The sequence below is a fragment of the Dyella silvae genome, from assembly GCF_026421305.1.
Lineage (GTDB): Bacteria > Pseudomonadota > Gammaproteobacteria > Xanthomonadales > Rhodanobacteraceae > Dyella > Dyella silvae.
Map to the genome: position 1 here is coordinate 344917 of NZ_JAPJBQ010000002.1, position 21890 is coordinate 366806.

Consider the following 21890-nt stretch of genomic DNA (forward strand, 5'->3'; position numbering starts at 1 on the left):
GGCGGCGTGCACGACACCGGCCGGCAAAGCTGGCAGGTGCGTCAGAGTGGGTAACAAACCGCGCATTATAGCGGGTTGTAGGGGCGGGCCGGTGACGGTGGGACAACTTCCGTTGGCCTCGGGTGCCCATTGATTCGTCATCCCAGCGAAAGCTGGGATGACGGTGAGGGAGGGGTTTACCTCTCGCTGTCTAGCGAGGCCATCCCCTGGGTGTTGTACCGATCGCCCGCCGCCGCCCCGGGTGGGAAGGCGCGTTCCAGGGTGGCCAGGTCATCGGCGGACAGCGTCACATCGAGCGCGCCCAGCGCCTCCTTCAGCCGGTCTCGCGTACGGGCTCCGACCAAGGGCACGATGTCCTCACCGCGCGCCAGCACCCACGCAATCGCTACCTGGGCCACGCTGACGCCATGCGCCTCGGCCAGCTGTCGCAGGCTGTCGACCAGCGCCAGGTTGTGCGCGAGGTTGTCGCCCTGGAAACGGGGGCTGTGCGCCCGGAAATCGCGGGCGTCGGTGGCGCGATCCGTGGACCAGTGGCCGCTGATCAGCCCGCGCGACAGCACGCCATAGGCTGTGATGCCGATGCCCAGCTCCCGGCAGGCGGGCAGGATGCGTTCTTCAATGCCCCGCGAGATCAGCGAGTACTCGATCTGCAGATCCACCACGGGCAGCACGCTGTTGGCCCGTCGAATGGCGTCGGCGCCCACTTCCGACAGGCCCAGGTAACGCACATAGCCAGCCTTCACCAGATCGGCGATGGCGCCCACGGTCTCCTCGATCGGCACGTTCGGGTCGAGCCGGGCGGGGCGGTAAATGTCGATGTAATCCACGCGCAGGCGCTGCAGCGTGTAGGCCAGGGCCGTCTTTACGGCGGCCGGCCGGGCGTCGTAACCCAGCCAGTCCCCGCCGGGCCCGCGCTGGGCGCCAAACTTCACGCTGAGCTGGTAGCTGTCGCGGGAACGGCCCACCAGGGCGTCGCCGATCAGCATTTCGTTGTGGCCCATGCCATAGAAGTCGCCGGTATCCAGCAGGGTGACGCCTGCGTCGAGCGCGGCATGGATGGTGGCGATGCTTTCGCTGCGGTCGGAGGCCCCGTACATGCCGGACATGCCCATGCAACCGAGGCCGAGGGCGGAAACCTTGGGGCCATGCTGGCCGAGCGTGCGGTGCTTCATGGGGCGCTCCGTCGTGGGGTATCCCCGTATGGTGCTCCGGGGCCGGGCGGCCGGCATGTGCCTCCAACCCCGGCGGAACCGGGTTCCGGGCACAAGATCTACGGGGAGCAAGCGGATGTGGCCCCAAGGGGCTGGGGGCGCTACACTTTCTCGTTCAAACCCGCAAGCCACCCTACGAGGTCAGGATGTTTCCGAAGCACGAGACGATCGCCGGTTATGACAATGAACTGGCCCAGGCCATGGCCGACGAAGCCCGTCGCCAGGAAGATCACGTCGAACTGATCGCTTCGGAAAACTACGCCAGCCCGCGCGTGATGGAAGCGCAGGGCAGCGTGCTGACCAACAAGTACGCCGAAGGCTACCCGGGCAAGCGCTACTACGGTGGCTGCGAATTCGTGGACGTGGCCGAGACGCTGGCCATCGACCGCCTCAAGAAGCTGTTTGGCGCCACCTACGCCAATGTGCAGCCGCACTCCGGCTCGCAGGCCAACCAGGCGGTGTACCTCGCCCTGCTCAACCCGGGCGACACCATTCTGGGGATGAGCCTGGCCCATGGCGGCCATCTCACCCACGGTGCCAAGGTCAACGTGTCGGGCAAGCTGTTCCACGCCGTGCAGTACGGCGTTAACGAGAACGGTCTGGTCGACTATGACGAAGTCGAGCGTCTGGCCGTCGAACACAAGCCGAAGATGATCGTGGCCGGCTTCAGCGCCTACTCGCAGGTGATGGACTGGGCGCGCTTCCGCGCCATCGCCGATAAGGTCGGTGCCTACCTGTTCGTGGACATGGCGCACGTTGCCGGTCTGGTGGCCGCAGGCGTCTACCCGAACCCGCTGCCGCACGCGCACGTGGTCACTTCCACCACGCACAAGACCCTGCGTGGTCCGCGTGGCGGCATCATCGTGGCCAAGGACGCCGGCGAAGAGATCGAGAAGAAGCTGCAGTCGATCGTGTTCCCGGGCATTCAGGGTGGTCCGCTGATGCACGTGATCGCCGCCAAGGCGGTCGCGTTCAAGGAAGCGCTGGAGCCGGAATTCAAGACCTACCAGGAACAGGTGGTCAGGAACGCCAAGGCGATGGCCAAGACCTTTATCGAGCGCGGCTACAAGATCGTTTCCGGCGGCACCGAAAACCACCTGATGCTGGTGGACATGATCGGCCGCGACGTCACCGGCAAAGACGCGGAAGAAGCGCTGGGCAAGGCACACATCACGGTCAACAAGAATGCCGTGCCGAACGACCCCCGCAAGCCCTTCGTCACCTCGGGCCTGCGCGTGGGCACCCCGGCCGTCACCACCCGCGGCTACAAGGAAGCAGACGTGGTCGAGCTGACCCATTGGATCTGCGACGTGCTGGACGCGCCGAACGATGACGCCCTCATCGCCAAGGTGCGCGAGAAGGTCACGGCGCAGTGCCACAAGTTCCCGGTTTACGCCTGAGAGCGAGAAACGAGTGAAGAGGAGCGAGAAGTGAGAGAAAGCGTTTCCTCGATGTTCTCACTTCTCGTTTCCGACTCCTGAAACCATGCATTGCCCTTTCTGCCAGCACGAAGACACCCGCGTGATCGACTCGCGCCTCGCGGAAGACGGCGCCACCGTGCGCCGTCGTCGCGAGTGTCCGAAATGCGGTGAGCGCTTCAATACGTTCGAGACGGCGGAGCTCAAGCTGCCGACCATCGTGAAGAGCGGCGAGCGCCGCGAATCGTTCGATGAGCGCAAGTTGCGTGTGAGCTTTGAGCGCGCGCTGCAGAAGCGTCCGGTGTCGACTGATTCGGTCGATAGCGCCGTGCGCGAAATCATCAACGACCTGCGCCGCTGCGGCGAACGCGAAGTGCCATCTCGCCAGCTCGGCGAGCTGGTGATGCGTGAGCTGAAGAAGTTGGATCAGGTTGCCTACGTGCGTTTTGCTTCGGTCTATCGCAAGTTTGAGGACGTGCAGGCGTTCCGTGAAGAGATCGAGAAGCTCGAGCGTGATCTGCCGGAGCTGGAAGCTCTGCAGTTGTCGTTGCTCGGCGAGACGGTGGCGCGGCGTAAGAAGTCCTGACGCCTCTGGGCTCTGCTTCCTGTTGAGGGAAAGTGCTCGCGACTACGTAGGTTCCCCCTCACCGTCATCCCAGCGAAGGCTGGACAAGCGCGAAGCGCGCAGAACGCCCGCAGGGCGGCCCCGAAGGGGCGAGCGCAGCGAGTCATCCAGTGCCTTTGCTCTTGGACCTGATCTGGCGATCCCGCCAGCGTGCCGCCTACGCGGCGGGCGTTTCGACCTCCTGCCGGAGGCCGAGTCACTTTTCTTTTGTTGGCCCAAAAGAAAAGTAACCCAAAGAAAATGGCCTGAAAGGCTCGTAGCGTCGTGTTTAATACAAGCCTTGGCGGCCTCGGCAATCGGCACCTATCGATCCATCCGACATGCGGTACGGCTACACCGCAACGCGCCATAGCGGAGAGGACTTAAAGCGGAACATCACTTCGTTTCCTCTCGTGATTTTCGCGAGGCACCCCACTTCTCCCTCTCCCCTCCGGGGAGAGGGCCGGGGTGAGGGGCCAATCTTGGCCCGGTGGTGATTCATGCCAGTGCTTTTCCTCTTTGGAAAAGAAGCGCTGTGAGCCCCTCGGCCACTTCACCTAAACTGGCGCCTCCGCATTCCGAAGCGACCCGCATGGCTCCTTCCTTCACCGCCATCGATCACGCCCACATGGCGCACGCGCTGCGCCTCGCCGAACGCGGGCTCTACACCACGCAACCCAATCCGCGCGTCGGCTGCGTTATTGCGCATGGCGAACAGGTGGTCGGCACGGGTTATCACCAGCGCGCGGGTGAGCCGCATGCCGAGGTTTATGCCCTGCGCGAAGCGGGCGACAAGGCGCGGGGCGCCACGGCCTACGTCACCCTGGAACCGTGTGCGCATCACGGCCGCACGCCGCCGTGTGCCGATGCACTGATTGCCGCCGGCGTATCGCGCGTGGTGATCGCAGCGGAGGATCCGTTCCCGCAGGTGGCAGGGCGTGGCATCGGCAAACTTCGCGACGCGGGCATCGTGGTCGAAACCGGCCTCATGCGCGAGCAGGCGCGAGAACTCAACATCGGCTTCTTCAGCCGCATCGAGCGTGGCCGGCCGTGGGTGCGCGTGAAGCTCGCCATGAGTCTGGACGGGCGTACCGCGCTGAGCAACGGCGATTCGAAATGGATTACCGGCGAAGCCGCCAGGGCAGATGTGCAGCGCTGGCGGGCGCGTAGCTCGGCCATTCTGAGTGGCTCAGGCACGGTGCTGGCGGACAATCCACGGTTGACCGTGCGCCTGCCCGCGAACGAGGCATTCACGCCGACGTGGCGTGTGTTGCTGGATAGCCAGTTGCGCACCCCGTCAGATAGCCATGTGCTGGATGGCACCGCGCCGACTCTCGTGCTACACGAAGCGCATGCGAAGCCAGCCGATGCGCGCTTTCACGCGGTGGAGTTGGCGGCCATAGAAGCGCAGGGCAGCGCACTGGATCTGCATGCGGTGATGGCCGAGCTGGCGCGGCGCCACGTGAGCGAAGTGCATGTGGAAGCTGGCCCGCGTTTGTGTGGCGCGCTGTTCGCCGCGGGTCTCGCCGATGAGCTATTGCTCTACGTCGCGCCCGTGCTGCTGGGCGACACGGCGCGGCCGTTATTGGGCTTGCCATCACTGACGGATATGGCCGCGCGATGGAAACTGCGCACGGTGGACCGGCGTGTGTTGGGTGACGATCTGCGCCTTCAGCTGCGGCCCGTTGCCTGAGTCCGGCCCCGTTCCTTTGACTTGTCTTTGATCACCAGGATGCCACCGATGACGATGCCGGCCACCGTACTCAGCGACGCAGAACGCGCGCTCTTTCGCGAACAGGGTTATCTCGTTCGCAAGATTCTCGACGATGCCAGCGTCGCGCGCTATGTGGCGGCCATCGAGGCTTCGCGCCGTGAGCGTGGGGACGCGCAGCGCATGAGCGCCTTGCAGTTTCTGCAGCCGGGCAAAGCGATTCGCGATATCCAGGACATCGTCTGCAACGACGATATTCTGGCCGTGTGCCGTGGCCTGTTGGGTCATGGCATCGTGGTGGATGGCGCTTCGCTGTTCTACGGTGAGGCGGGCGTGGATTACCGCCAGGGTTGGCATCGTGACGTGCTGCAGGTGCCGGACGATCAGGTGGATCTGAGCTGGTTCAGCGATAGCTACCACTACAACTACGTGCAAATGAACATGCCGCTGACGGTAGACGGTTGCCTGTGGATCGTGCCGGGCAGCCATCGCCGTCAGCTCAATGCGGAGGAGCGCGCAATCTTCGGAAACACCGAAAAGATGGCGCCAGTGGATGCGCCGGAGCTCAGCGGCGGCAAGCAGCTGGTGCTGCAGCCGGGCGAGGCCGTGTTCTACAACAACTACGCCGTGCATCGCGGTTACGGTGGCGTGCTGAAAGACAAGCGCATCACCATTCATCTGGGCTTTCACTCCACCGACCATGCGCCGACGCTTCATTTCGGTGTGCTCGACCACACCGAGTACACCGTGGAGTACCTGTCATCGCTGGCGCCATGCGTGCGCGAAGCGTTGCGTGCGCATCTGGTCGAACGCGCTCGGCATCCGGAAGTGAACGTGTTTCACGCCTACCACCAGCAGTTCCTGACCAAGGAGTTCAAGACCACATGACGACGGCAGCGATACGCTGGGGCATCATCGGTTGCGGCAACGTCACCGAGGTGAAGAGCGGGCCGGGTTTCAGCAAGACGCCCAACTCCGCCCTGGTGGCAGTGATGCGCCGCGACGGCGACAAGGCGCGCGATTATGCGCAGCGCCACGGTGTGCCGCGCTGGTATGACGATGCCGCCAGGTTGATCGCCGATCCCGAAGTCAACGCGGTTTATGTGGCCACGCCGCCCTCGACGCACAAGCAGTACGCGTTGATGAGCATTGCGGCCGGCAAGCCGGTGTATGTGGAAAAGCCGATGGCACTCGATGCCGCCGAGTGCGAAGTCATCATTCGGGCGGGACGCGAGGCCAACGTGCCGGTCTTTGTAGCGTATTACCGCCGCAGCCTTCCGCGCTTCTCCGCGGTGCGCGGTCTGATATTCGATCAGCGCGTGATCGGTACGCCACGCATCGTCAATACGGTGTTGTACGAGCCGCACCATCCGCGCTATCACGACGCCAAGAACCTGCCCTGGCATGTGCAGGCGGATGTCTCCGGCGGTGGCGTCTTCATGGATATCGGTTGCCACACGCTCGATATCCTCGACTGGCTGTTCGGCCCCATCGTGTCGGTGAGTGGGCAGGCCAGCAATCAGCTGAAGGCTTATTCCGTGGAAGATGGCGTTGCCATGTCGTTCGCCTTTGGCAACGGCATGCTTGGCACCGGTCTGTGGAATTTCGACAGCTACAAGCATCACGACCAGATCGAAGTGATCGGCGACCAAGGCCGCATCACCTTCGCCACCTTTGGCGATGGCCCCATTCGCGTGGAAAACGCCGATGGGGTGCGTGAACACCACGTGGCGAACCCGGCGCATATCCAGCAGCCGTTGATCGAAACCATCGTGGCCGAGCTGACCGGGCAGAAGGGTGCATGCCCGTCGACGGCGGAGAGTGGCGCACGTACGAACTGGGTCATGGATCAGGTGCTGCGCCAGTATCGCCGGGATACCGGGCAGACCATCGGCGCGTAATACGTGCCCGCGCTTCCCGGCGAGGAAGCGCGGGCATGGCTGGCGGCATTACTTCGAGAAATCGATGGCGATCTTGCCGAAATGCTTGCCGGTGGCCATCAGGTCGAAGCCTTCGCGCAACTGCTCAAATCCGTAAACGTGGTCGATGACCGGCTCGAGCCTCGCCTGCTCGATGGCAGCATTCATCCGCTCGTGCTGTTCCAGCGGCGCGACCGAAATGCCCTGCAGGTGCACACGCTTGAGCAGGGCCTGGGTGAGGGTGATGGAGGCCTCGTTGCCACCCATAAAGCCCACCATACCTATGAAGCCATGGATGGCCACGGCATCCATGGACTGCGGCAATGTGGAGGCGCCCACCGTTTCGATCACCGCATCGACGCCACGCCCGCCGGTAGCCTCGCGTACCAGAGGACTCCATTGCGGATGGGTCACGTAGTTGATGCCCACATCGGCGCCGAGGGTCTTGGCGCGTTTCAGTTTTTCGTCGCTGGAAGAAAGCACGATGGCGCGGGCGCCCCGCAGTTTCGCGAACTGCAGCGCGAACAATGAAACACCGCCGGTACCGAGAATCAGCACGGACTGTCCGCTGGTGACATGAGCCATCTCCAGCGCTTGCCATGCGGTCAGTGCGGCGATGGGCAACGTGGCCGCCTGCAGGTGACTCAGGTGCGATGGTGCGTGGACGAGCGCATAAGCATCGAAGCAGGCGAATTCGCGCATCACGCCGTCGTCGGGGCCGCCGGGTTCGATGCCTGCCCACTCCGGCCGGATGGCACCGGCGAGCCAGCGCGATTTATAGAGCGTGGTCACTTTATCCCCGGGCTTGAAGCGGGTGACGCCTTCTCCGATGGCGCACACCGTGCCCGCGCCATCCGACACCGGGACGATCGGAAGCTCCACGGCGCGATAGAGCTGCCCTTTGGCCATCAGCAGGTCACGATAGTTGAGGGAGGCTGCTTCCAGCTTCACCAGAACCTGGCCCGGACCGGGCTGCGGTTCCGGCAGTTCGATGCGGCGCAGGTGTTCAAGGCCAAAAGCAGGTAGCTGATAAGCACGCATGACGACACTCCGTGGTTGGAATGCCGCCATGGTCAGTCTATGTGGTGGTGATGATAATCTACGGAAAAGGCACTTTATTTGTTCAGGATATGAATAAATCATTCGAGCTGACGCCAACACGGGTGCGTGAACTTCGGGCCTTCGCCATCGCGGCCCGACAGCTGAATTTCTCGCAGGCCGCGCGCGAGGCCGGGTGCACGCCGTCCGTGCTGAGCCGGCGCATTGCGTCACTGGAAGATGCCGTCGGTACCAAACTATTTATGCGCACTACGCGCAGGGTCATGTTGAGCGCACGCGGCGAGCAACTGCTGGAACATTGCGAGCGGCTGGAACAGGTGATGACGGATCTGGCGGTGGATTTGCGCCCGCAAGATGGCGAGCCGCAAGGACGCCTGTGCCTGCATATGCCGCGCACCTATGGGCGCGAGCGTATGGCACCTTTGGTGGCACGTTTTATGGCACTGCATCCGCAGATTCGCCTCGACGTTACCTATGACGACACCTACGTCGATCTCGTCGCCGGAAAGGTCGATCTGGCCGTACGTGTGGGCCGGCTGGCAGATGCGCAGGTGGTAGCCCGGCAAGTGGGCACGATGCGGCGTTATCTCTGCGCCTCGCCCCAGTACCTGAAGACGGCACCGCCGCTGGCGGACCCCGCGGACCTCAAGCTCCATCGCTGCATTGCCTTCAGCGGACTGCGTACCGGCACACTCTGGCAGCTCCATCAGCAACGCCGGCGCCGGTCCGTGCGCATCGAACCGGTCATGTGGAGCAACGATGTGCAGGCCGTGCGCGATGCGCTGCTCGCGGGTGTCGGTATCGGCATCATGGGCGACTACATGGGCGATGCGCTGGTGGCGAAAAAACAGCTGGTTGAAGTGCTGCCGCCATGGCAACTGAGCGAATCGCCGATCCACCTCATCTGGTTGCCGGGGGCGGATCGTGTGCCGGCGGTGCGCCTGCTGATCGACTTCCTGGTCCAGGCCATGGCACGGCCGTAGGGACGCGGTGTTCACCACGGTGGACAAAAGGAGCGGGCGGGGCGGCCAGCGGTTGATGATAGAATCCCCGGGCCGGTCCGCCGGCAAAACCACCAACGACGTCTTCAGGGCGGGGTGCGATTCCCCACCGGCGGTAGGTGCCGTAAGGCACGAGCCCGCGAGCGCTTCCAGGTCATCGGAAGGTCAGCAGATCCGGTCCAATGCCGGAGCCGACGGTTGGAAGCCAGCGATGGCTTCCAGAAAGTCCGGATGAGAGAAGACGGTACGGCGCATGTCTCGCTGGCGCGCGCCTGCCTGACGCCTTGAGGCGTTTTTCGCATGTTTTTGACGCGGGAAACGTTTCATGTCCAAGCATCGTTCCAACTATGTCGCGGCCTCTCTCCGGGAGGTGCGCTGATGTTTACCGGCATCATCCAGAGCGTGGGCCGCATTGCGCGGCTTGAACCACGTGGCGGCGACGTGCGCCTGCACGTGGACACGGCCGGCCTCGATCTCACCGACGTGCAGCTGGGTGACAGCATTGCTGTCTCCGGTGTGTGCCTGACCGCCGTGACGCTGGAGTCGCGTGGTTTCAGCGCGGACGTCTCCAACGAAACGCTGTCGCTCACCACGCTGGGCAAGCTGAAAGCCGGCGACCCGGTGAATCTCGAGAAGGCACTGCGCCTTGCCGATCGTCTGGGTGGCCACCTCGTGTCCGGTCACGTTGATGGCCTGGGCAAGGTGGTGTCGATCACGCCGGACGGCCGTTCGTTGCGCTGGGTGTTCGAAGTGCCGGCCACGCTGTCGCGCTATATCGCGGCCAAGGGCTCCATCTGTATCGATGGCACCAGCCTCACTGTCAATGAAGTGAACGGTCATCGCTTCGGCGTCAACCTGATTCCGCACACCGTGGAACACACGGCATTCCATGCGCGCCGCGCCGGGGATGCGGTGAACATCGAGGTAGACGTGGTGGCGCGGTACATCGAGCGGCTGATTGCCAGTGGCGACGCGCCGAAGCTCGATGAAGGGTTTCTCAAGCAGCACGGTTTTGCCTGATCACATCAAATGAGCCGTCATTCCGGCGAAGGCCGGAATCCAGTGGCGCCTTGGTGCGGTTGTCGCCAAGCGTATACCGGGGTTTTTAAGGCTGATGGCCCGCTGAGTCCTCGAACTCATCGCTACTGGATCCCGGCCTTCGCCGGGATGACGGCAGCGATGCAATGCAACGCAATTGGATTTGAAACGCCATGAGCTTCAACACCATCCCCGAAATCCTCGAAGACATCCGCGCCGGCCGCATGGTCGTGATTCTCGACGACGAAGACCGCGAGAACGAAGGCGACCTCATCATGGCGGCACAGATGGTGCGGCCCGAGGACATCAACTTCATGGTGCGCGAGGCACGCGGCCTCGTCTGCCTTACCTTGACCGAACAGCGCACGCGGCAGCTGGGCCTCAAGCCCATGGTGGTCGACAACACCTCGCCGTATCAGACCAACTTCACCGTCTCCATTGAGGCGGCAGAAGGCGTGACTACTGGCATCTCGGCGCACGACCGCGCACGCACCATCCAGGTGGCGGTGAAGTCGGATGCGAAGCCGCAGGACCTCTCGCAGCCGGGCCACATCTTCCCGCTCACCGCGCAGCCGGGTGGCGTGCTCACGCGTGCCGGTCACACCGAAGCCGGTTGCGACCTGGCGGCGCTGGCAGGCCTTGAGCCGTCGGCGGTGCTGATCGAAATCCTGCATGAAGATGGCTCGATGGCACGTCGCCCCGAGCTGGAAGTGTTCGCGAAAAAGCACGGCCTGAAGATCGGCACCATCGCCGACCTGATCCGCTACCGCCTGGAAACCGAGAAGACGGTGCAGCGCGTGTACGAGGAAGACGTGCAGACCGAATTCGGCCCGTTCCGCCTCGTGGCCTATCGCGATGCGATCCGTCACGGTCTTCACTTCGCGCTGGTGCGTGGCGAGGTAGGCGACGGCAAGCCGGTGCTGACGCGCGTGCATGTGCGCAACACGCTGTCGGATGTGCTGCATCTGCAGCGCGATGATCTTGGCCTCACCGTGACGTCCGCATTGCGCCGCATCGCCGACGAAGGCCGTGGCGCATTGCTGGTGCTTTCTGGCGAAGACACGGCCGACGCTTTGCTGCGCCGGCTTAATCGCCAGCCGGCAATTCAGGCACCGGAGGAAGCGCAGCAGCAGGAATGGCGTCAGCTCGGGCTGGGCGCGCAGATGCTGGCTGATCTGGGCATCCATCAGCTGCGCGTGCTCGGCACGCCGCGCAAGATGGTGGGCCTTGGCGGCTTCGGGCTTGAAGTAACCGAGTACGTGTAACGATTCCCTCCTGTAGGAGCGCACTTGTGCGCGACCGCGGCGCCACGTCGTCATCGTGTCGTGAGTTTGTCGCGCACAAGTGCGCTCCTGCAGAAGGCGGGCTCAGTCTTGCCACTTCCACGCCACCCCATCGCCGGCATACTCAGGCTTTCACCACATAACGAACGCCATGACCTCTCCGACCGTCCGTCTCATTGCTCCCTCGGGTTACCCGCACGATCCTGATGCGATGACCCGCGGCGTGGCGCGTCTGCGTGCTGCCGGTTGCGTGGTGGAGGGCACCGAAGTGCTCGATCGCGTCGAGCAGCGCTATGCGGGCAGCGATGCCGACCGCGTTGCCGATCTCAATCGTCTGGCCATCCAACCGTCCCTGCCGGATATCGCGCTGGCAGTGCGCGGCGGTTATGGCGCAACACGCCTGCTGGAACACCTTCACTACGGCGCGCTGCGCGAGCGGTTGAGCGATGCGTCGACCTTGCTGGTCGGTCATAGTGATTTCACCGCCATCCAGATGGCGCTGTACACCAAGAGCGGGCTGACCACCTTCGGTGGCCCCATGCTGGGCCCCGACTTTGGTGCGCCGGAGCTCAATGGACTGATGTGGGAGCACTTCTGGTGCGCCGTCAGCCAGGCCGAAGCCACGGCGAGCTGGGCGACGCCCACCACTGCCGAACTGGAGGTCGAAGGTCCTCTGTGGGGTGGCAATCTTGCCGTGCTGTGCAGCCTGATCGGCACGCCGTACTTCCCCGCCATCGAGGGCGGCATCCTGTTCGTGGAAGATGTCGGCGAGCCACCGTTCCGCATCGAGCGGCTGCTGTATCAGCTGCATCTGTCAGGTGTGCTGGATCGCCAGCGGGCTTTGGTGCTCGGGCACTTCACCCATTGCCGCCCGCACAGCTACGACAACGGTTACGACACCGATGCCGCCTTTGATCAGATCAGCCGCGTTGCCCGCGTGCCGGTGATCCGCGGCCTGCCGTTCGGTCATGAGCCGGACAAGTTCACCTTGCCGTTTGGCGTGCCGGCCCGCCTGCGCGTGGCGGCAGGGCAGGCCAGCCTGCACTTTGGCGGCCATCCCCACCTCGCCGGGACGGTTTCCCGGCCTGATCCGGGCACGCTGCCCCAAATCCCGTAAAATAGTCGGCCCCGTAGGGCCAGAGCCCAGGAAACCCTTATCCATGAAGATCATCGAAGGCGATTTCGCCACGCCCAAAGGCCGTTTTGCCATCGTCGCCGGCCGTTTCAACGGTTTCGTCGTCGAGCCTCTGGTGGCCGGCGCGCGTGACGTGCTGGTGCGCCATGGCGTGAAGGACGACGAGATCGAGCTGATCCGCGTGCCGGGCGCCTGGGAAATTGCGCTGGCCGCCCACAAGGTCGCCAACTCCGGCAAGTACGCCGCCGTGATCGCACTGGGCGCGGTGATCCGTGGTTCCACGCCGCACTTCGACTATGTGGCCGGTGAATGCGCCAAGGGCCTGGCCCAGGCGGCTTATGCTTCTGGCGTGCCGGTGTCCTTCGGCGTGCTGACCACCGACAACATCGAACAGGCCATCGAGCGTTCGGGCACCAAGGCGGGCAACAAGGGCGCCGATGCCGCGCTGGCCGCGCTCGAGATGGTCAACCTGTACGGAAAGCTGTGATGAACCAGCGTCCCGAAGGCATCGATCTGGCCGCACGCTCGCGTGCCCGCCGCCGTGCGCTGCAGGCGCTGTATGCGTGGCAGATCAGCGGCAGCCACATGAATGCAGTGATCGAGCAGTTCCGCCACGAGCAGGACATGGAAGTGGCCGACCTCGAATACTTTGAGGATCTGCTGCACGGTGTGGAGCGCCATGTCGAGGTCATCGACGACGCCCTCAAGCCTTATGTGGACCGTGAAGTGGGGCAGATCGATCCGATCGAGCGCGCGGCGCTGCGTCTGGCGACGTACGAACTGAAGTACCGCCCGGACGTGCCGTACCGCGTGATCATCAACGAGGCCATCGAAGTTACGAAGCGCTTCGGTGCCGACCATGGTCACAGCTACGTCAATGGCGTGCTGGACAAGCTGGCCGCCGTGCTGCGTTCCACTGAGAAGCGCGGCTGATGGACGGGGCCATGGAGCGGCTGACTCTGGTCCCTGTGCTCGAAACCGAACGTTTGCGCCTGCGCGAGCATCGCGTTGAAGATCACGCCGAGCGCACCGCGATCTGGTCCGACCCGGAAGTAACCCGTTACATCGGTGGCCGCCCCCAGACCGCGGAAGAGGTGTGGCGCCGCTTTCTGCAGTACATGGGGCTGTGGACCGTACTCGGCTTCGGCTATTGGGCCGTGGAAGAAAAGGCCACCGGCCGCTACATCGGCGACATCGGTTTCGCCGACTTCAAGCGAGAGATCGAGCCCTCGCTGATGGGCATGCTGGAGTTCGGCTGGGTGCTGGCGCCGCATGCGCACGGCAAGGGTTATGCGAGCGAAGCCGTCGCGGCCGCCACGGCCTGGGCGGACAAGCACCTGAGCGCGTTGACGGCGGTGTGCATCATCGACCCGCAGAACCTGCCGTCGATCCGCGTCGCCGAGAAAGCCGGCTTCAAGCGGTGGCAGGAAACCACCTACCACGGCGGTCCGACGGTCGTATTCCGCCGATAATGGCTTTATTGCCTTTCCCGCGTACGAGTCGTTAGCCATGGAATTCCGACTGATCGACCGCATTCGCGAACGCACCGCGCAGGGCCGCGAGGATGTGAAGCTGGGTATTGGCGATGACGCCGCCCTGGTGGCGCCGCCGGCGGGGCAGGAGCTCGCCATTGCCATCGACACCATGGTCGAAGGCGTCCACTTTCCGCACGGCACCGCACCCGCCGATATCGGCTGGAAGTCGCTGGCAGTCAATCTCTCCGACCTCGCCGCCATGGGCGCGAGCCCCGCATGGGCCTTGCTGGCGCTCACGCTGCCTTCACAACCGGCGGAACAAATCCAACAGTTCATCGATGGCTTTGCCGAAGGCTTCGCGCAGTTGGCGCAGCCGCACCGGCTGGCTTTGATCGGCGGCGACACCACACGCGGTGCGCTGTCGGTCAGTGTGGCGGTGCACGGTTTTGTGCCGCCGGGCAAGGCGCTCACGCGGGCCGGCGCACGCGCAGGCGACGTGGTGCTGGTCACCGGCACGCTGGGCGACGCCGCTGGCGGCCTGCAACTGCTGCAGCGTAGCGCGCGCGTGGATGAAGGTGATGGCCGCGCCGCGTACCTGATCGAAAGGCTTCATCGCCCCACACCGCGGCTGTCCGTTGGACTCGCATTACGTGACCGCGCCACCGCTTGCATCGACGTATCGGATGGTCTGCTCGCCGATCTTGGCCATATCTGCGAGGAAAGCGGGCTGGGTGCGGAGATCGAAGCGGCTCTGCTACCCTGCTCCTCGATGCTGATGGCCACGTTCGACGATCTGACCGTGCGCGACTTTGCATTGGCGGGTGGCGATGACTACGAACTTTGCTTCACCGTGCCCGCCTCGCTGGTAGCTGACGTGCAGACGGATCTCGCGCGCCTGGGCTGCGGCGCCACGCGCATCGGGCGCATGGTCGATGGCTCTGGCGTACGTGTGCGGGATGAACACGGGCATTGGTTGGAATCCACCCATCGCGGCTGGGATCACTTCGCATGAGCGACAAGACAACCCTCACCCCCGAGCAGCGCAAACAGTTGCTCGCTACGCCGGCGGGATGGCTGGCCTGCGGTTTCGGCTCCGGTCTTGCGCCAGTGGCGCAGGGCACCTTCGGTTCACTTGCCGCCATCTTGCCGTGGCTGCTGCTGCGCACGTTGCCGATGCAGCTTTACATGTTCGCCGTGGTGGTGGCGTTCGGTATCGGCGTGTTGGCCTGTGGTATCGCGGGCCGTGCGGTAGGTGTGGATGATCACCGCAGCATTGTGTGGGATGAGTTTGTTGGCTTGTGGATTGCGCTGATACCGGTCCTGATGGGGCCTTGGTGGATGGTGGTGCTGGGTTTTGCGTTGTTTCGCCTGTTTGATGTGTGGAAGCCCTGGCCGATCCGCTTGCTGGATCGTCGGTTGAAAGGGGGGATGGGCGTGATGGTGGATGATGTGGTGGCGGGGGTGTTTGCTGCCGTTGTGCTTGCGCTGGTGTCGGCGCTATTGCGCTGAGCGTTTGCCGATATTGGCCTCGACGTTTCATCCGCGCCGTCATCCCGGCGCAGGCCGGGATCCAGTTTCCGTAGTGGTCGGCTGTCGCCTCGCGCGATCCCGCGATCTGGCCGCCTACGCGCCGGGCGTTTCGATCGTCTGCCGACGCTCGAGTCACTTTTCTTTTGCTGGCCCAAAAGAAAAGTAACCCAAAGAAAATGGCCTTAAGTGCTGGCAGCATTGCGCAGGGATAAGCCCGAACGCTCGAGGCGCGTTGTTGCTTGGCAACCTCCGCCGCCACACAGCGGGTACTTCCAAGCGCTTCGCAACGCGCCATCGCGGAGAGGACTTAAAGCGGAGCGCTGCGCGCTTTTGCTCCCTCTCCCCTCCGGGGAGAGGGCTGGGGTGAGGGGCCAATCTTGCCGGGTGGCGTCATAAGAGCCATCGTCAGGCCAGCACAGCATCGCGTCGTAACAACAGCCCTGTTCTAGCCATAAATCCGGCATGGCCAAGCCCATGCCCTGCGATATATTGCCCGGTCAAGATTTCGTCCGATGCCATCGCATCGGATGCCGCATGGATGCCATTGGGGGCTTGCGTGAACCGATTGCCAGGGTTGGACCTGTTGCGTGCCATCGCCATCGTCTGGGTGATGATCTTCCACTCCTTCCTGATCGATGGATGGGGCCATTTCGGGGGTATCGAAAAGCACGGCTGGATGGGTGTGGATCTGTTTTTCGTGCTCAGCGGGTTCCTGATCGGCTCCCAGGTGCTAAAGCCGTTGGCGGAAGGGAAGGGGCTGTCATTCGCGGATTTCTACCTGCGGCGCGCCTTCCGCATTCTGCCGGTGTACCTGCTGGTCGTGGCCTCGTACTTCATTTGGCCATCCATCCGCGAAGCGTCGGGCATTCAGCCTTTGTGGCAGTTCCTTACCTTCACCGTGAATCTGTTTATCGATGTGCAGCACAACCTGGCGTTCTCGCACGTCTGGTCGCTCTGCGTGGAGGAGCACTTCTACCTGCTGTTTCCGCTGATGGCGTGGTGGCTGGCGCGGCGTCCCTCGTTCGTGAAATTCATGGCGGTGTGCGTGGCCGTGGTGGCATTCGGCATGCTGGTGCGAGGGTTTGTGTGGCTGCATTTCATGGCGCCGGCCAAGGGTGTTGACCAAAATTCCTATGGAAAATATTTCCTTGAGGACATTTACTACCCCACATGGTCACGCTTGGATGGCCTGCTGGCAGGCGTCGTACTGGCGGTGGTTAAAACTTACCGGCCGGTACTGTGGGGGCGCTGGGGGCAGTACGCCAACGTGGTCATGCTGACCGGGTTGGTCGTGGTCGGCCTGGCGATCCTGGTGTTTCTGGATCGCACGGGTTTCCTGGCCACCCTGTTGGGGTATCCGCTGCTTTCGTTGGGCATGGGGTTGTTGGTGTTTTCCGGCGCGCAGGCGACGAGTGTGTTGTCGCGAATCAAGGTGCCGGGTGCGGCCTGGCTGGCTGCCGCCTCCTACAGCCTCTATCTGTCACACAAAGCAGTGTTTCATCTGGTTGAATCCAGCCAGGGGGCGCGTTTGGATGGCCATGGTGTGCTGACATTCGCGGGATATGCGCTAGCCGTATTGCTGGTGGGCGCGTTGTTGCATTACGGCGTGGAGCGCCCGTTTCTGCAGCTGCGCCAGCGTTTTCTGAAACCGGCACGGGTAGCGGCACCCGCCATCGGCGGCATCGCGAGTGACGCCAGCACCGAACCCGCCTGACGCGGATTCAGAAGGGGCGTTTCAAGGGGACAGTACATTCAAGGGGGATGTCATGTGCAAGCTACTGCAGGCGGTATGCCTGATCGCATTGCTGTTGATCATGCCTTGGTCCGCGTCGTCGGCAGAGGGGGTGCCAGCGGGACCGTGCCGAATGATCGATCCGTCCACGTGCGTCAATGCCAAAGACTTCTCGCACGCCTCGGGTTTTTCGGAGGCGCTGGGTCATTTCATCGGCAGCAGCAAGGTGAGCTATTTCCAGTCCGATCGCTCGCTGAGCGGGCAGGCCATGTCAGGCCTCGGCGGGGCTGGGGCGGGTGTGGTGACGTTGGCGGACAAGCGGTATCTGTTTTCCGCTTGCCCTTCCCGCGATTGCCGGGGTAGTGCGGCGGCCATCATCGTCAACGAATACGGGCAGATCGAGGCGCTGGGTTTCTCCAGCTTCCATTGCGATGCCGCGTGCGACGACTATCGGCACCTGGACTTCTACGTGCGCAAGAATGGCGACAACGATCCGCTGATCGCTGCGCTGAAGAATTGGGCGACCAGCGATTCGTTACGCAAGACCTTGCCGAGCACCGACGCCGATAACGGCATCGATGGGCGCACAAGCATCCACGTATTGCCTTGAGCACCACGTGCGTTCTTGACTGAATAGCGCGCCGGATGGCCGGCGCGCGGGCGTTAGCACGCAACGATCATGAAAACACTTGGTGCCCGCGCGTGGACATCGATGCTCGTACTCGCTGTGATTACGAGCGCGTTGTTGTTCGTGCCGGCTGGCACGCTGCGTTACTGGCAAGCGTGGGTGTATCTCGCCGTGTTCGTCGGTTGCTCGGCGCTCACTACCGTGGACCTCATCCGGCGCGATCCGGCCTTGCTCGAGCGGCGCCTGCGCGGCGGGCCTGCGGCCGAGAAGCGGCCCGCGCAGCGCGTGATCATGGCGTTCATGTCCGTTGGCTTTGCGCTATTGATGCTGGTGCCGGCACTGGACCGGCGGTTTGGGTGGTCGGCGGTACCGCCCGTCGCGTCGCTCTTCGGCGATGCGCTAATGGTCCTCGGCTTCGCCGGCATTGCCCGGGTTTACCGGGAAAATCCTTTCAGTGCGGCCACGGTGGAGCTGGCCCCGGATCAACGGGTGATTTCGACCGGGCCTTATGCCGTGGTCCGTCATCCCATGTATGCCTTCGCGTTGTTGTACCTGGTGGGCACGCCGCTGGCGCTGGCGTCCTGGTGGGCCTTTATCCCGCTCGCCGCCATGCTGCCGTTTCTGTGGTGGCGTCTGCTGGATGAAGAGCGCCTGCTGGAACGCGAGTTGCCCGGTTACCGCGAGTACCGGCAACGGGTTCGTTATCGCCTGTTGCCGTTCGTCTGGTGAAGGGGCTCACGCTGCCAGGCGCAATGCCACGTACGGCATGATGAAGAGCCGCCAGGTCGATATCTTGTACCAGGCCATGCCGGCGTAATGGATGGCGTCGAAGGTTTCCACCTTCAGCCCTGGGAACCAGCGATGGTGGATGGCGTACATGCGTTCATGCATGCCCAGAAACAGGAAGAACCACACCGAGACCAGTGCCAGATTGAGGATGGCACCCCAGCCCAATACCGCGCGCAGCAAGTCAACTGTCATGGCTTCGTACTCCCGGTGTGACTTCTGTGTGAGGGCATAACGGAAAGCTACCACTCCAGAGCCTGATGCGCAGGCGATAGCGATGGACGCGAGCGGCCTGCTCTTGGCATGCTGATCCATCCCCTTATGGAGTGCCCTCCCATGTTGTATCGACGTCTAGGCAAATCCGGCTTGCAACTGTCGGCACTCTCGTTTGGTGCCTGGGTAACGTTTGGCACGCAGGTGGGGCGGTCGCTGGCGCGCGATCTGCTGGCGATGGCTCATGACCACGGCATCAATTTCTTCGACAACGCCGAGACCTACAACAACGGCGTTGCCGAAACCCTTATGGGCGATGTGCTTGCCGATCTGCGCTTTCCGCGCGACAGCTATTGCGTATCGAGCAAGGTGTACTTCGGCGCGGTGAACAATCCGCTGCCGACCCAGCGCGGCCTTTCGCGCAAACACGTGATCGAGGCCTGCCATCAGGCACTGCAACGCCTGCGGGTGGAGCATCTGGACCTGTACTTCTGCCATCGCCCCGACCCGGACACGCCGATTGCCGAAACCGTGGCGGCGATGGATATGTTGGTGCGGCAGGGCAAGGTGCTCTACTGGGGTACCAGCGAGTGGCCGGCCGAGGCGATTATCGAAGCGCATCAGGTGGCGCGCGAGAACCATATGACGGCGCCAGTCATGGAGCAGCCGCAGTACAACCTGCTGCATCGCGAGCGCGTAGAACGCGAGTACGCGCCGTTGTACGACAGCTACGGCATGGGCACCACCATCTGGTCGCCGCTTGCGTCGGGGTTGCTGAGCGGCAAGTACAACGAGGGCCTGCCTGCCGACGCGCGCCTGAGCCAGCCGGGTTATGAGTGGCTGCGCGAGGCGATTCTGGAAAACGACCCGGCCCGGCTCGACAAGGTGCGTCGCCTGGTGCCGGTCGCGCAGGAGCTGGGTGTGTCGATGGCGCAGCTGGCCGTTGCGTGGTGTCTGGTCAATCCGCACGTGTCGACGGTGATGCTGGGCGCGAGCAAGCTGGAGCAGTTGCAGCAGAACCTCGGCGCGCTGGACGTGTTGCCGCGCCTGACGGGCGATGTGCTGCGGCAGATCGAGCAAGCGGTGGCGTAACAACAGCGATGTGATGTGGGATCCGGTGCCAACGAGTCATTGCCCGGGTCCTGCCAGACTTTGCCCGCGGCATGCCTCGTTACCGTCCCATCCGTTCGCGCGTCGCGGGCATGCTGCGCAGACTCTTCAGGGAAGGTCATCGCATGAAACCCATTCGTAACGCACTGTTTGGTTGTCTCGCCCTCTTCGCCGTCACATCGGCCCATGCCGACGATCATCCAGACTGGAAGCAGCCGCAGAAACCTTTTCGTGTCTACGGCGATACGTACTATGTCGGTACGCGCGGACTCAGCGCGTTTCTTATCGGTTCGCCGAAAGGCCTGGTGCTCATCGACGGCACGCTGCCGCAGAACGCGGCGCAGGTAGAGGCCAACATCAAGGCGCTTGGATTTCAGCTGCACGACGTGAAGCTGATCCTCAACACGCATGCGCATTTCGATCACGCCGGGGCCATCGCAGCCATTGCGCACGATAGCGGGGCACGCGTGGCGGCTAGCGATGCGGGTGCGAAAGAGCTGATGGCGGGCGGCAAGTATCCGGACGACCCGCAGTTTGGCGAGGCGCCGTTGTTTCCGCCTGTCGCAAACGTCGAGGTGGTAGCTGATGGCGGTGTCGTGCGTGTGGGTGACGTGGCGGTGACCGCGCACTACACGCCCGGGCATACGCCGGGCAGCACGACATGGACGTGGCAGTCGTGCGAAGGCGATCGCTGCCTCCACATGGTTTACGCCGACAGCTTCGGTGCGTACGCGGCGGACGGCTATCGATTCAGCGACCCCGCCCATCCAGAACGGGTGACGAACTATCGGCATGGCATTGCCGTGGTGGCGGCGCTGCCTTGCGACATCCTGATGTCGCCACACCCCGACCAGAGCGATTTCCTGGAGCGCGTCGCGCGTCGCGACGCCGCGGCCAAGCCGGATCCGTTGATCGATACCGGTGCGTGCCGCGCCTATGCCGAAGACGGCACCCGTCGGCTCGACGCCCGGCTGGCCAAGGAGCGGGCGGGGCAGAACGCCACACTGTAAATCAGAGGGTTGACACTCAAATGAGAATGATTATTATTTAGGTGTCACCACTTTCCCGCCGGGCACTCCCATGACTACGACGGTTCTGCCTCTCCCCCAGACCACCGACGGGCTGGTTCGTCCGTTCCGCCTGCTCAGCCTCAAGCCCAGGGCGTCCACCGTGCCGGACGCCTTGGTGCGCCGGGTTTCCAGCCAGTCGCTGCTCAACGGCGAGCGCGAGCTGGTGATCCAGCACCAGGGTAACGAATACCACCTGCGGCTCACGCGCAACGACAAGTTGATCCTGACCAAGTAACCACCGCCCCCCCGAGGAATGCTTCGCGGGCATGGATGCCCTTTCCCCGGCTTCCGGTCATAGGCCGGAGCCGACCACCAGGCCTATCGCCACGCGGTTCCCACGAAACGGCAGCCGGGTCTCCTCTCATCAAGGAGCTTGATGATGTTTGGCTGGCTCACCCACGCGTTCGCCACGGTTCGCGCTTCCACTAACAGCACGGCGTGGACCATCAGCCGATGTGCGGTGCCGATGTCTGGCGCCAGGTTGGCCGCGCAGCTGCCGTTGCTCGGATGCGTGTTGTATCTCCCGGCGCGAGTGAGTGCTCCTAATCACGCATGCGTCTCGCCTGGCTGGCTGGTAGCCCGCCGCGAGCTGGCGCCCCTGTTGCACGTGGCAGAACTGCGTGTGTCGAGCATGATCGGCGCCAGCGGTCCGCGGGAATGGATCGACGGCATCGATGCTAGCGGCCATTTCTGTGTGCGGCTGCACTTGTTGCCGGACACCGACTACCTCGCCTGGGATGCGTTGCTGGAGCACGCAAGGCCGTTGCCTGCCGCGCCCCTTTGCCCCGGCGCACTGAGTTGCTCGGCAGGCAGTGCCAACATGGTTTGCTTCAGTACGCGCCGGTTCGCGGGGTTCGATGTGCTGGACGCCGCGCCGTTGAGGCAGGTTTCCATGCTGGGCCACGACATTGCCCGCGAGGCAGCCCGCAGCGCTTCGCTGGTGTCCGCGCTCGACTAAGCGGCTCGC

Annotated in this window: 24 protein-coding genes and 1 riboswitch; of the genes, 21 read left to right on the forward strand and 3 right to left on the reverse strand. The window is 63.6% G+C overall.

What is annotated here, in order from left to right:
- Window positions 1-176: 176 nt before the first annotated feature.
- Complete coding sequence (locus tag OQE56_RS05765) at window positions 177-1172, reverse strand: aldo/keto reductase (RefSeq protein WP_267222441.1); 996 nt, start codon at window positions 1170-1172, stop codon at window positions 177-179.
- A gap of 185 nt (window positions 1173-1357) precedes the next feature.
- Between OQE56_RS05765 and glyA the strand changes: the two genes are divergently transcribed.
- From glyA to OQE56_RS05790, 5 genes are all read left to right on the forward strand, one after another.
- Complete coding sequence (glyA, locus tag OQE56_RS05770; RefSeq protein ID WP_267222443.1) at window positions 1358-2611, forward strand: serine hydroxymethyltransferase; 1254 nt, start codon at window positions 1358-1360, stop codon at window positions 2609-2611.
- An 85-nt stretch (window positions 2612-2696) separates the two neighbouring features.
- On the forward strand, window positions 2697-3215 hold the full coding sequence (gene nrdR, locus OQE56_RS05775; RefSeq protein ID WP_267222445.1) for a transcriptional regulator NrdR: 519 nt from the start codon (window positions 2697-2699) through the stop codon (window positions 3213-3215).
- Window positions 3216-3861: 646 nt separating this feature from the next.
- Window positions 3862-4926 carry a bifunctional diaminohydroxyphosphoribosylaminopyrimidine deaminase/5-amino-6-(5-phosphoribosylamino)uracil reductase RibD gene (gene ribD, locus OQE56_RS05780; RefSeq protein ID WP_425601608.1) on the forward strand — a complete coding sequence of 355 codons (1065 nt, stop codon included), beginning with the start codon at window positions 3862-3864 and terminating at the stop codon, window positions 4924-4926.
- Window positions 4927-4974: 48 nt separating this feature from the next.
- Entirely contained in the window at window positions 4975-5832 is an 858-nt protein-coding gene (locus tag OQE56_RS05785; protein ID WP_267222449.1) for a phytanoyl-CoA dioxygenase family protein, read from the forward strand.
- Window positions 5829-6845, forward strand: a complete 1017-nt coding sequence (locus OQE56_RS05790; protein WP_267222451.1) for a Gfo/Idh/MocA family protein — start codon at window positions 5829-5831, stop codon at window positions 6843-6845. Before OQE56_RS05785 ends, OQE56_RS05790 begins: the two co-directional genes overlap by 4 nt.
- A gap of 48 nt (window positions 6846-6893) precedes the next feature.
- On the opposite strand, the gene OQE56_RS05795 is transcribed toward OQE56_RS05790, so the two are convergent.
- On the reverse strand, window positions 6894-7904 hold the full coding sequence (locus OQE56_RS05795; RefSeq protein WP_267222453.1) for a zinc-dependent alcohol dehydrogenase family protein: 1011 nt from the start codon (window positions 7902-7904) through the stop codon (window positions 6894-6896).
- An 89-nt stretch (window positions 7905-7993) separates the two neighbouring features.
- Here OQE56_RS05795 and OQE56_RS05800 point away from each other — a divergent pair, with 89 nt between their 5' ends.
- From OQE56_RS05800 to OQE56_RS05855, 12 genes are all read left to right on the forward strand, one after another.
- On the forward strand, window positions 7994-8905 hold the full coding sequence (locus tag OQE56_RS05800; protein WP_267222455.1) for a LysR family transcriptional regulator: 912 nt from the start codon (window positions 7994-7996) through the stop codon (window positions 8903-8905).
- Between the two features lie 96 nt (window positions 8906-9001).
- A riboswitch (FMN riboswitch) is annotated at window positions 9002-9170 on the forward strand.
- A 131-nt stretch (window positions 9171-9301) separates the two neighbouring features.
- Complete coding sequence (locus OQE56_RS05805) at window positions 9302-9943, forward strand: riboflavin synthase (RefSeq protein ID WP_267222458.1); 642 nt, start codon at window positions 9302-9304, stop codon at window positions 9941-9943.
- A gap of 191 nt (window positions 9944-10134) precedes the next feature.
- Window positions 10135-11226, forward strand: coding sequence for a bifunctional 3,4-dihydroxy-2-butanone-4-phosphate synthase/GTP cyclohydrolase II (gene ribBA, locus OQE56_RS05810; protein WP_267222460.1), 1092 nt, complete (start codon window positions 10135-10137; stop codon window positions 11224-11226).
- A 169-nt stretch (window positions 11227-11395) separates the two neighbouring features.
- A complete protein-coding gene (ldcA, locus tag OQE56_RS05815; protein ID WP_267222462.1) occupies window positions 11396-12361 on the forward strand; it encodes a muramoyltetrapeptide carboxypeptidase in 966 nt (321 codons plus the stop codon).
- A gap of 43 nt (window positions 12362-12404) precedes the next feature.
- Window positions 12405-12866 (forward strand): 6,7-dimethyl-8-ribityllumazine synthase, encoded by a 462-nt coding sequence (gene ribH / locus OQE56_RS05820; RefSeq protein ID WP_267222464.1) that lies wholly within the window; start codon window positions 12405-12407, stop codon window positions 12864-12866.
- Entirely contained in the window at window positions 12866-13312 is a 447-nt protein-coding gene (nusB, locus tag OQE56_RS05825) for a transcription antitermination factor NusB (protein WP_267222466.1), read from the forward strand. The genes ribH and nusB overlap by 1 nt, the downstream gene beginning before the upstream one ends.
- A gap of 11 nt (window positions 13313-13323) precedes the next feature.
- Window positions 13324-13851, forward strand: coding sequence for a GNAT family N-acetyltransferase (locus OQE56_RS05830; protein ID WP_267222469.1), 528 nt, complete (start codon window positions 13324-13326; stop codon window positions 13849-13851).
- 37 nt (window positions 13852-13888) lie between these two features.
- On the forward strand, window positions 13889-14866 hold the full coding sequence (gene thiL, locus OQE56_RS05835; protein ID WP_267222471.1) for a thiamine-phosphate kinase: 978 nt from the start codon (window positions 13889-13891) through the stop codon (window positions 14864-14866).
- Window positions 14863-15363: a phosphatidylglycerophosphatase A family protein gene (locus OQE56_RS05840; protein WP_267222473.1), complete on the forward strand. Its 501-nt coding sequence runs from the start codon at window positions 14863-14865 to the stop codon at window positions 15361-15363. The genes thiL and OQE56_RS05840 overlap by 4 nt, the downstream gene beginning before the upstream one ends.
- A gap of 559 nt (window positions 15364-15922) precedes the next feature.
- Window positions 15923-17098, forward strand: coding sequence for an acyltransferase family protein (locus OQE56_RS05845; protein ID WP_425601599.1), 1176 nt, complete (start codon window positions 15923-15925; stop codon window positions 17096-17098).
- Between the two features lie 52 nt (window positions 17099-17150).
- Entirely contained in the window at window positions 17151-17726 is a 576-nt protein-coding gene (locus OQE56_RS05850; RefSeq protein ID WP_267222477.1) for a hypothetical protein, read from the forward strand.
- 69 nt (window positions 17727-17795) lie between these two features.
- The gene (locus tag OQE56_RS05855; RefSeq protein WP_267222479.1) at window positions 17796-18473 is read left to right on the forward strand and encodes a methyltransferase family protein; all 678 of its coding nucleotides are present in this window, start codon (window positions 17796-17798) and stop codon (window positions 18471-18473) included.
- A gap of 6 nt (window positions 18474-18479) precedes the next feature.
- Here the strand turns inward: OQE56_RS05855 and OQE56_RS05860 are convergent, their stop codons facing one another.
- Entirely contained in the window at window positions 18480-18725 is a 246-nt protein-coding gene (locus tag OQE56_RS05860) for a DUF6868 family protein (protein WP_267222481.1), read from the reverse strand.
- A 141-nt stretch (window positions 18726-18866) separates the two neighbouring features.
- On the opposite strand from OQE56_RS05860, the gene OQE56_RS05865 reads away from it, so the two are divergent.
- The 4 genes from OQE56_RS05865 to OQE56_RS05880 all read left to right on the forward strand — a co-directional run bounded on the left by OQE56_RS05865 (window position 18867) and on the right by OQE56_RS05880 (window position 21881).
- Window positions 18867-19835, forward strand: a complete 969-nt coding sequence (locus tag OQE56_RS05865; protein ID WP_267222483.1) for a potassium channel beta subunit family protein — start codon at window positions 18867-18869, stop codon at window positions 19833-19835.
- A 143-nt stretch (window positions 19836-19978) separates the two neighbouring features.
- Entirely contained in the window at window positions 19979-20863 is an 885-nt protein-coding gene (gene bla, locus OQE56_RS05870) for a subclass B3 metallo-beta-lactamase (protein ID WP_267222484.1), read from the forward strand.
- A gap of 70 nt (window positions 20864-20933) precedes the next feature.
- Window positions 20934-21158 (forward strand): hemin uptake protein HemP, encoded by a 225-nt coding sequence (gene hemP / locus OQE56_RS05875; RefSeq protein ID WP_267222486.1) that lies wholly within the window; start codon window positions 20934-20936, stop codon window positions 21156-21158.
- A gap of 144 nt (window positions 21159-21302) precedes the next feature.
- Window positions 21303-21881 (forward strand): hypothetical protein, encoded by a 579-nt coding sequence (locus OQE56_RS05880; protein WP_267222488.1) that lies wholly within the window; start codon window positions 21303-21305, stop codon window positions 21879-21881.
- Window positions 21882-21890 lie beyond the last annotated feature (9 nt).

Excerpts from the sequence above, each read along its gene's own strand:
- OQE56_RS05765 (WP_267222441.1), bottom strand. The coding sequence starts at position 1,172 with ATGAAGCACCGCACGCTCGGCCAGCATGGCCCCAAGGTTTCCGCCCTC.
- glyA (WP_267222443.1), top strand. The coding sequence starts at position 1,358 with ATGTTTCCGAAGCACGAGACGATCGCCGGTTATGACAATGAACTGGCC.
- nrdR (WP_267222445.1), top strand. The coding sequence starts at position 2,697 with ATGCATTGCCCTTTCTGCCAGCACGAAGACACCCGCGTGATCGACTCG.
- ribD (WP_425601608.1), top strand. The coding sequence starts at position 3,862 with ATGGCGCACGCGCTGCGCCTCGCCGAACGCGGGCTCTACACCACGCAA.
- OQE56_RS05785 (WP_267222449.1), top strand. The coding sequence starts at position 4,975 with ATGACGATGCCGGCCACCGTACTCAGCGACGCAGAACGCGCGCTCTTT.
- OQE56_RS05790 (WP_267222451.1), top strand. The coding sequence starts at position 5,829 with ATGACGACGGCAGCGATACGCTGGGGCATCATCGGTTGCGGCAACGTC.
- OQE56_RS05795 (WP_267222453.1), bottom strand. The coding sequence starts at position 7,904 with ATGCGTGCTTATCAGCTACCTGCTTTTGGCCTTGAACACCTGCGCCGC.
- OQE56_RS05800 (WP_267222455.1), top strand. The coding sequence starts at position 7,994 with ATGAATAAATCATTCGAGCTGACGCCAACACGGGTGCGTGAACTTCGG.
- OQE56_RS05805 (WP_267222458.1), top strand. The coding sequence starts at position 9,302 with ATGTTTACCGGCATCATCCAGAGCGTGGGCCGCATTGCGCGGCTTGAA.
- ribBA (WP_267222460.1), top strand. The coding sequence starts at position 10,135 with ATGAGCTTCAACACCATCCCCGAAATCCTCGAAGACATCCGCGCCGGC.
- ldcA (WP_267222462.1), top strand. The coding sequence starts at position 11,396 with ATGACCTCTCCGACCGTCCGTCTCATTGCTCCCTCGGGTTACCCGCAC.
- ribH (WP_267222464.1), top strand. The coding sequence starts at position 12,405 with ATGAAGATCATCGAAGGCGATTTCGCCACGCCCAAAGGCCGTTTTGCC.
- nusB (WP_267222466.1), top strand. The coding sequence starts at position 12,866 with ATGAACCAGCGTCCCGAAGGCATCGATCTGGCCGCACGCTCGCGTGCC.
- OQE56_RS05830 (WP_267222469.1), top strand. The coding sequence starts at position 13,324 with ATGGAGCGGCTGACTCTGGTCCCTGTGCTCGAAACCGAACGTTTGCGC.
- thiL (WP_267222471.1), top strand. The coding sequence starts at position 13,889 with ATGGAATTCCGACTGATCGACCGCATTCGCGAACGCACCGCGCAGGGC.
- OQE56_RS05840 (WP_267222473.1), top strand. The coding sequence starts at position 14,863 with ATGAGCGACAAGACAACCCTCACCCCCGAGCAGCGCAAACAGTTGCTC.
- OQE56_RS05845 (WP_425601599.1), top strand. The coding sequence starts at position 15,923 with ATGCCATTGGGGGCTTGCGTGAACCGATTGCCAGGGTTGGACCTGTTG.
- OQE56_RS05850 (WP_267222477.1), top strand. The coding sequence starts at position 17,151 with ATGTGCAAGCTACTGCAGGCGGTATGCCTGATCGCATTGCTGTTGATC.
- OQE56_RS05855 (WP_267222479.1), top strand. The coding sequence starts at position 17,796 with ATGAAAACACTTGGTGCCCGCGCGTGGACATCGATGCTCGTACTCGCT.
- OQE56_RS05860 (WP_267222481.1), bottom strand. The coding sequence starts at position 18,725 with ATGACAGTTGACTTGCTGCGCGCGGTATTGGGCTGGGGTGCCATCCTC.
- OQE56_RS05865 (WP_267222483.1), top strand. The coding sequence starts at position 18,867 with ATGTTGTATCGACGTCTAGGCAAATCCGGCTTGCAACTGTCGGCACTC.
- bla (WP_267222484.1), top strand. The coding sequence starts at position 19,979 with ATGAAACCCATTCGTAACGCACTGTTTGGTTGTCTCGCCCTCTTCGCC.
- hemP (WP_267222486.1), top strand. The coding sequence starts at position 20,934 with ATGACTACGACGGTTCTGCCTCTCCCCCAGACCACCGACGGGCTGGTT.
- OQE56_RS05880 (WP_267222488.1), top strand. The coding sequence starts at position 21,303 with ATGTTTGGCTGGCTCACCCACGCGTTCGCCACGGTTCGCGCTTCCACT.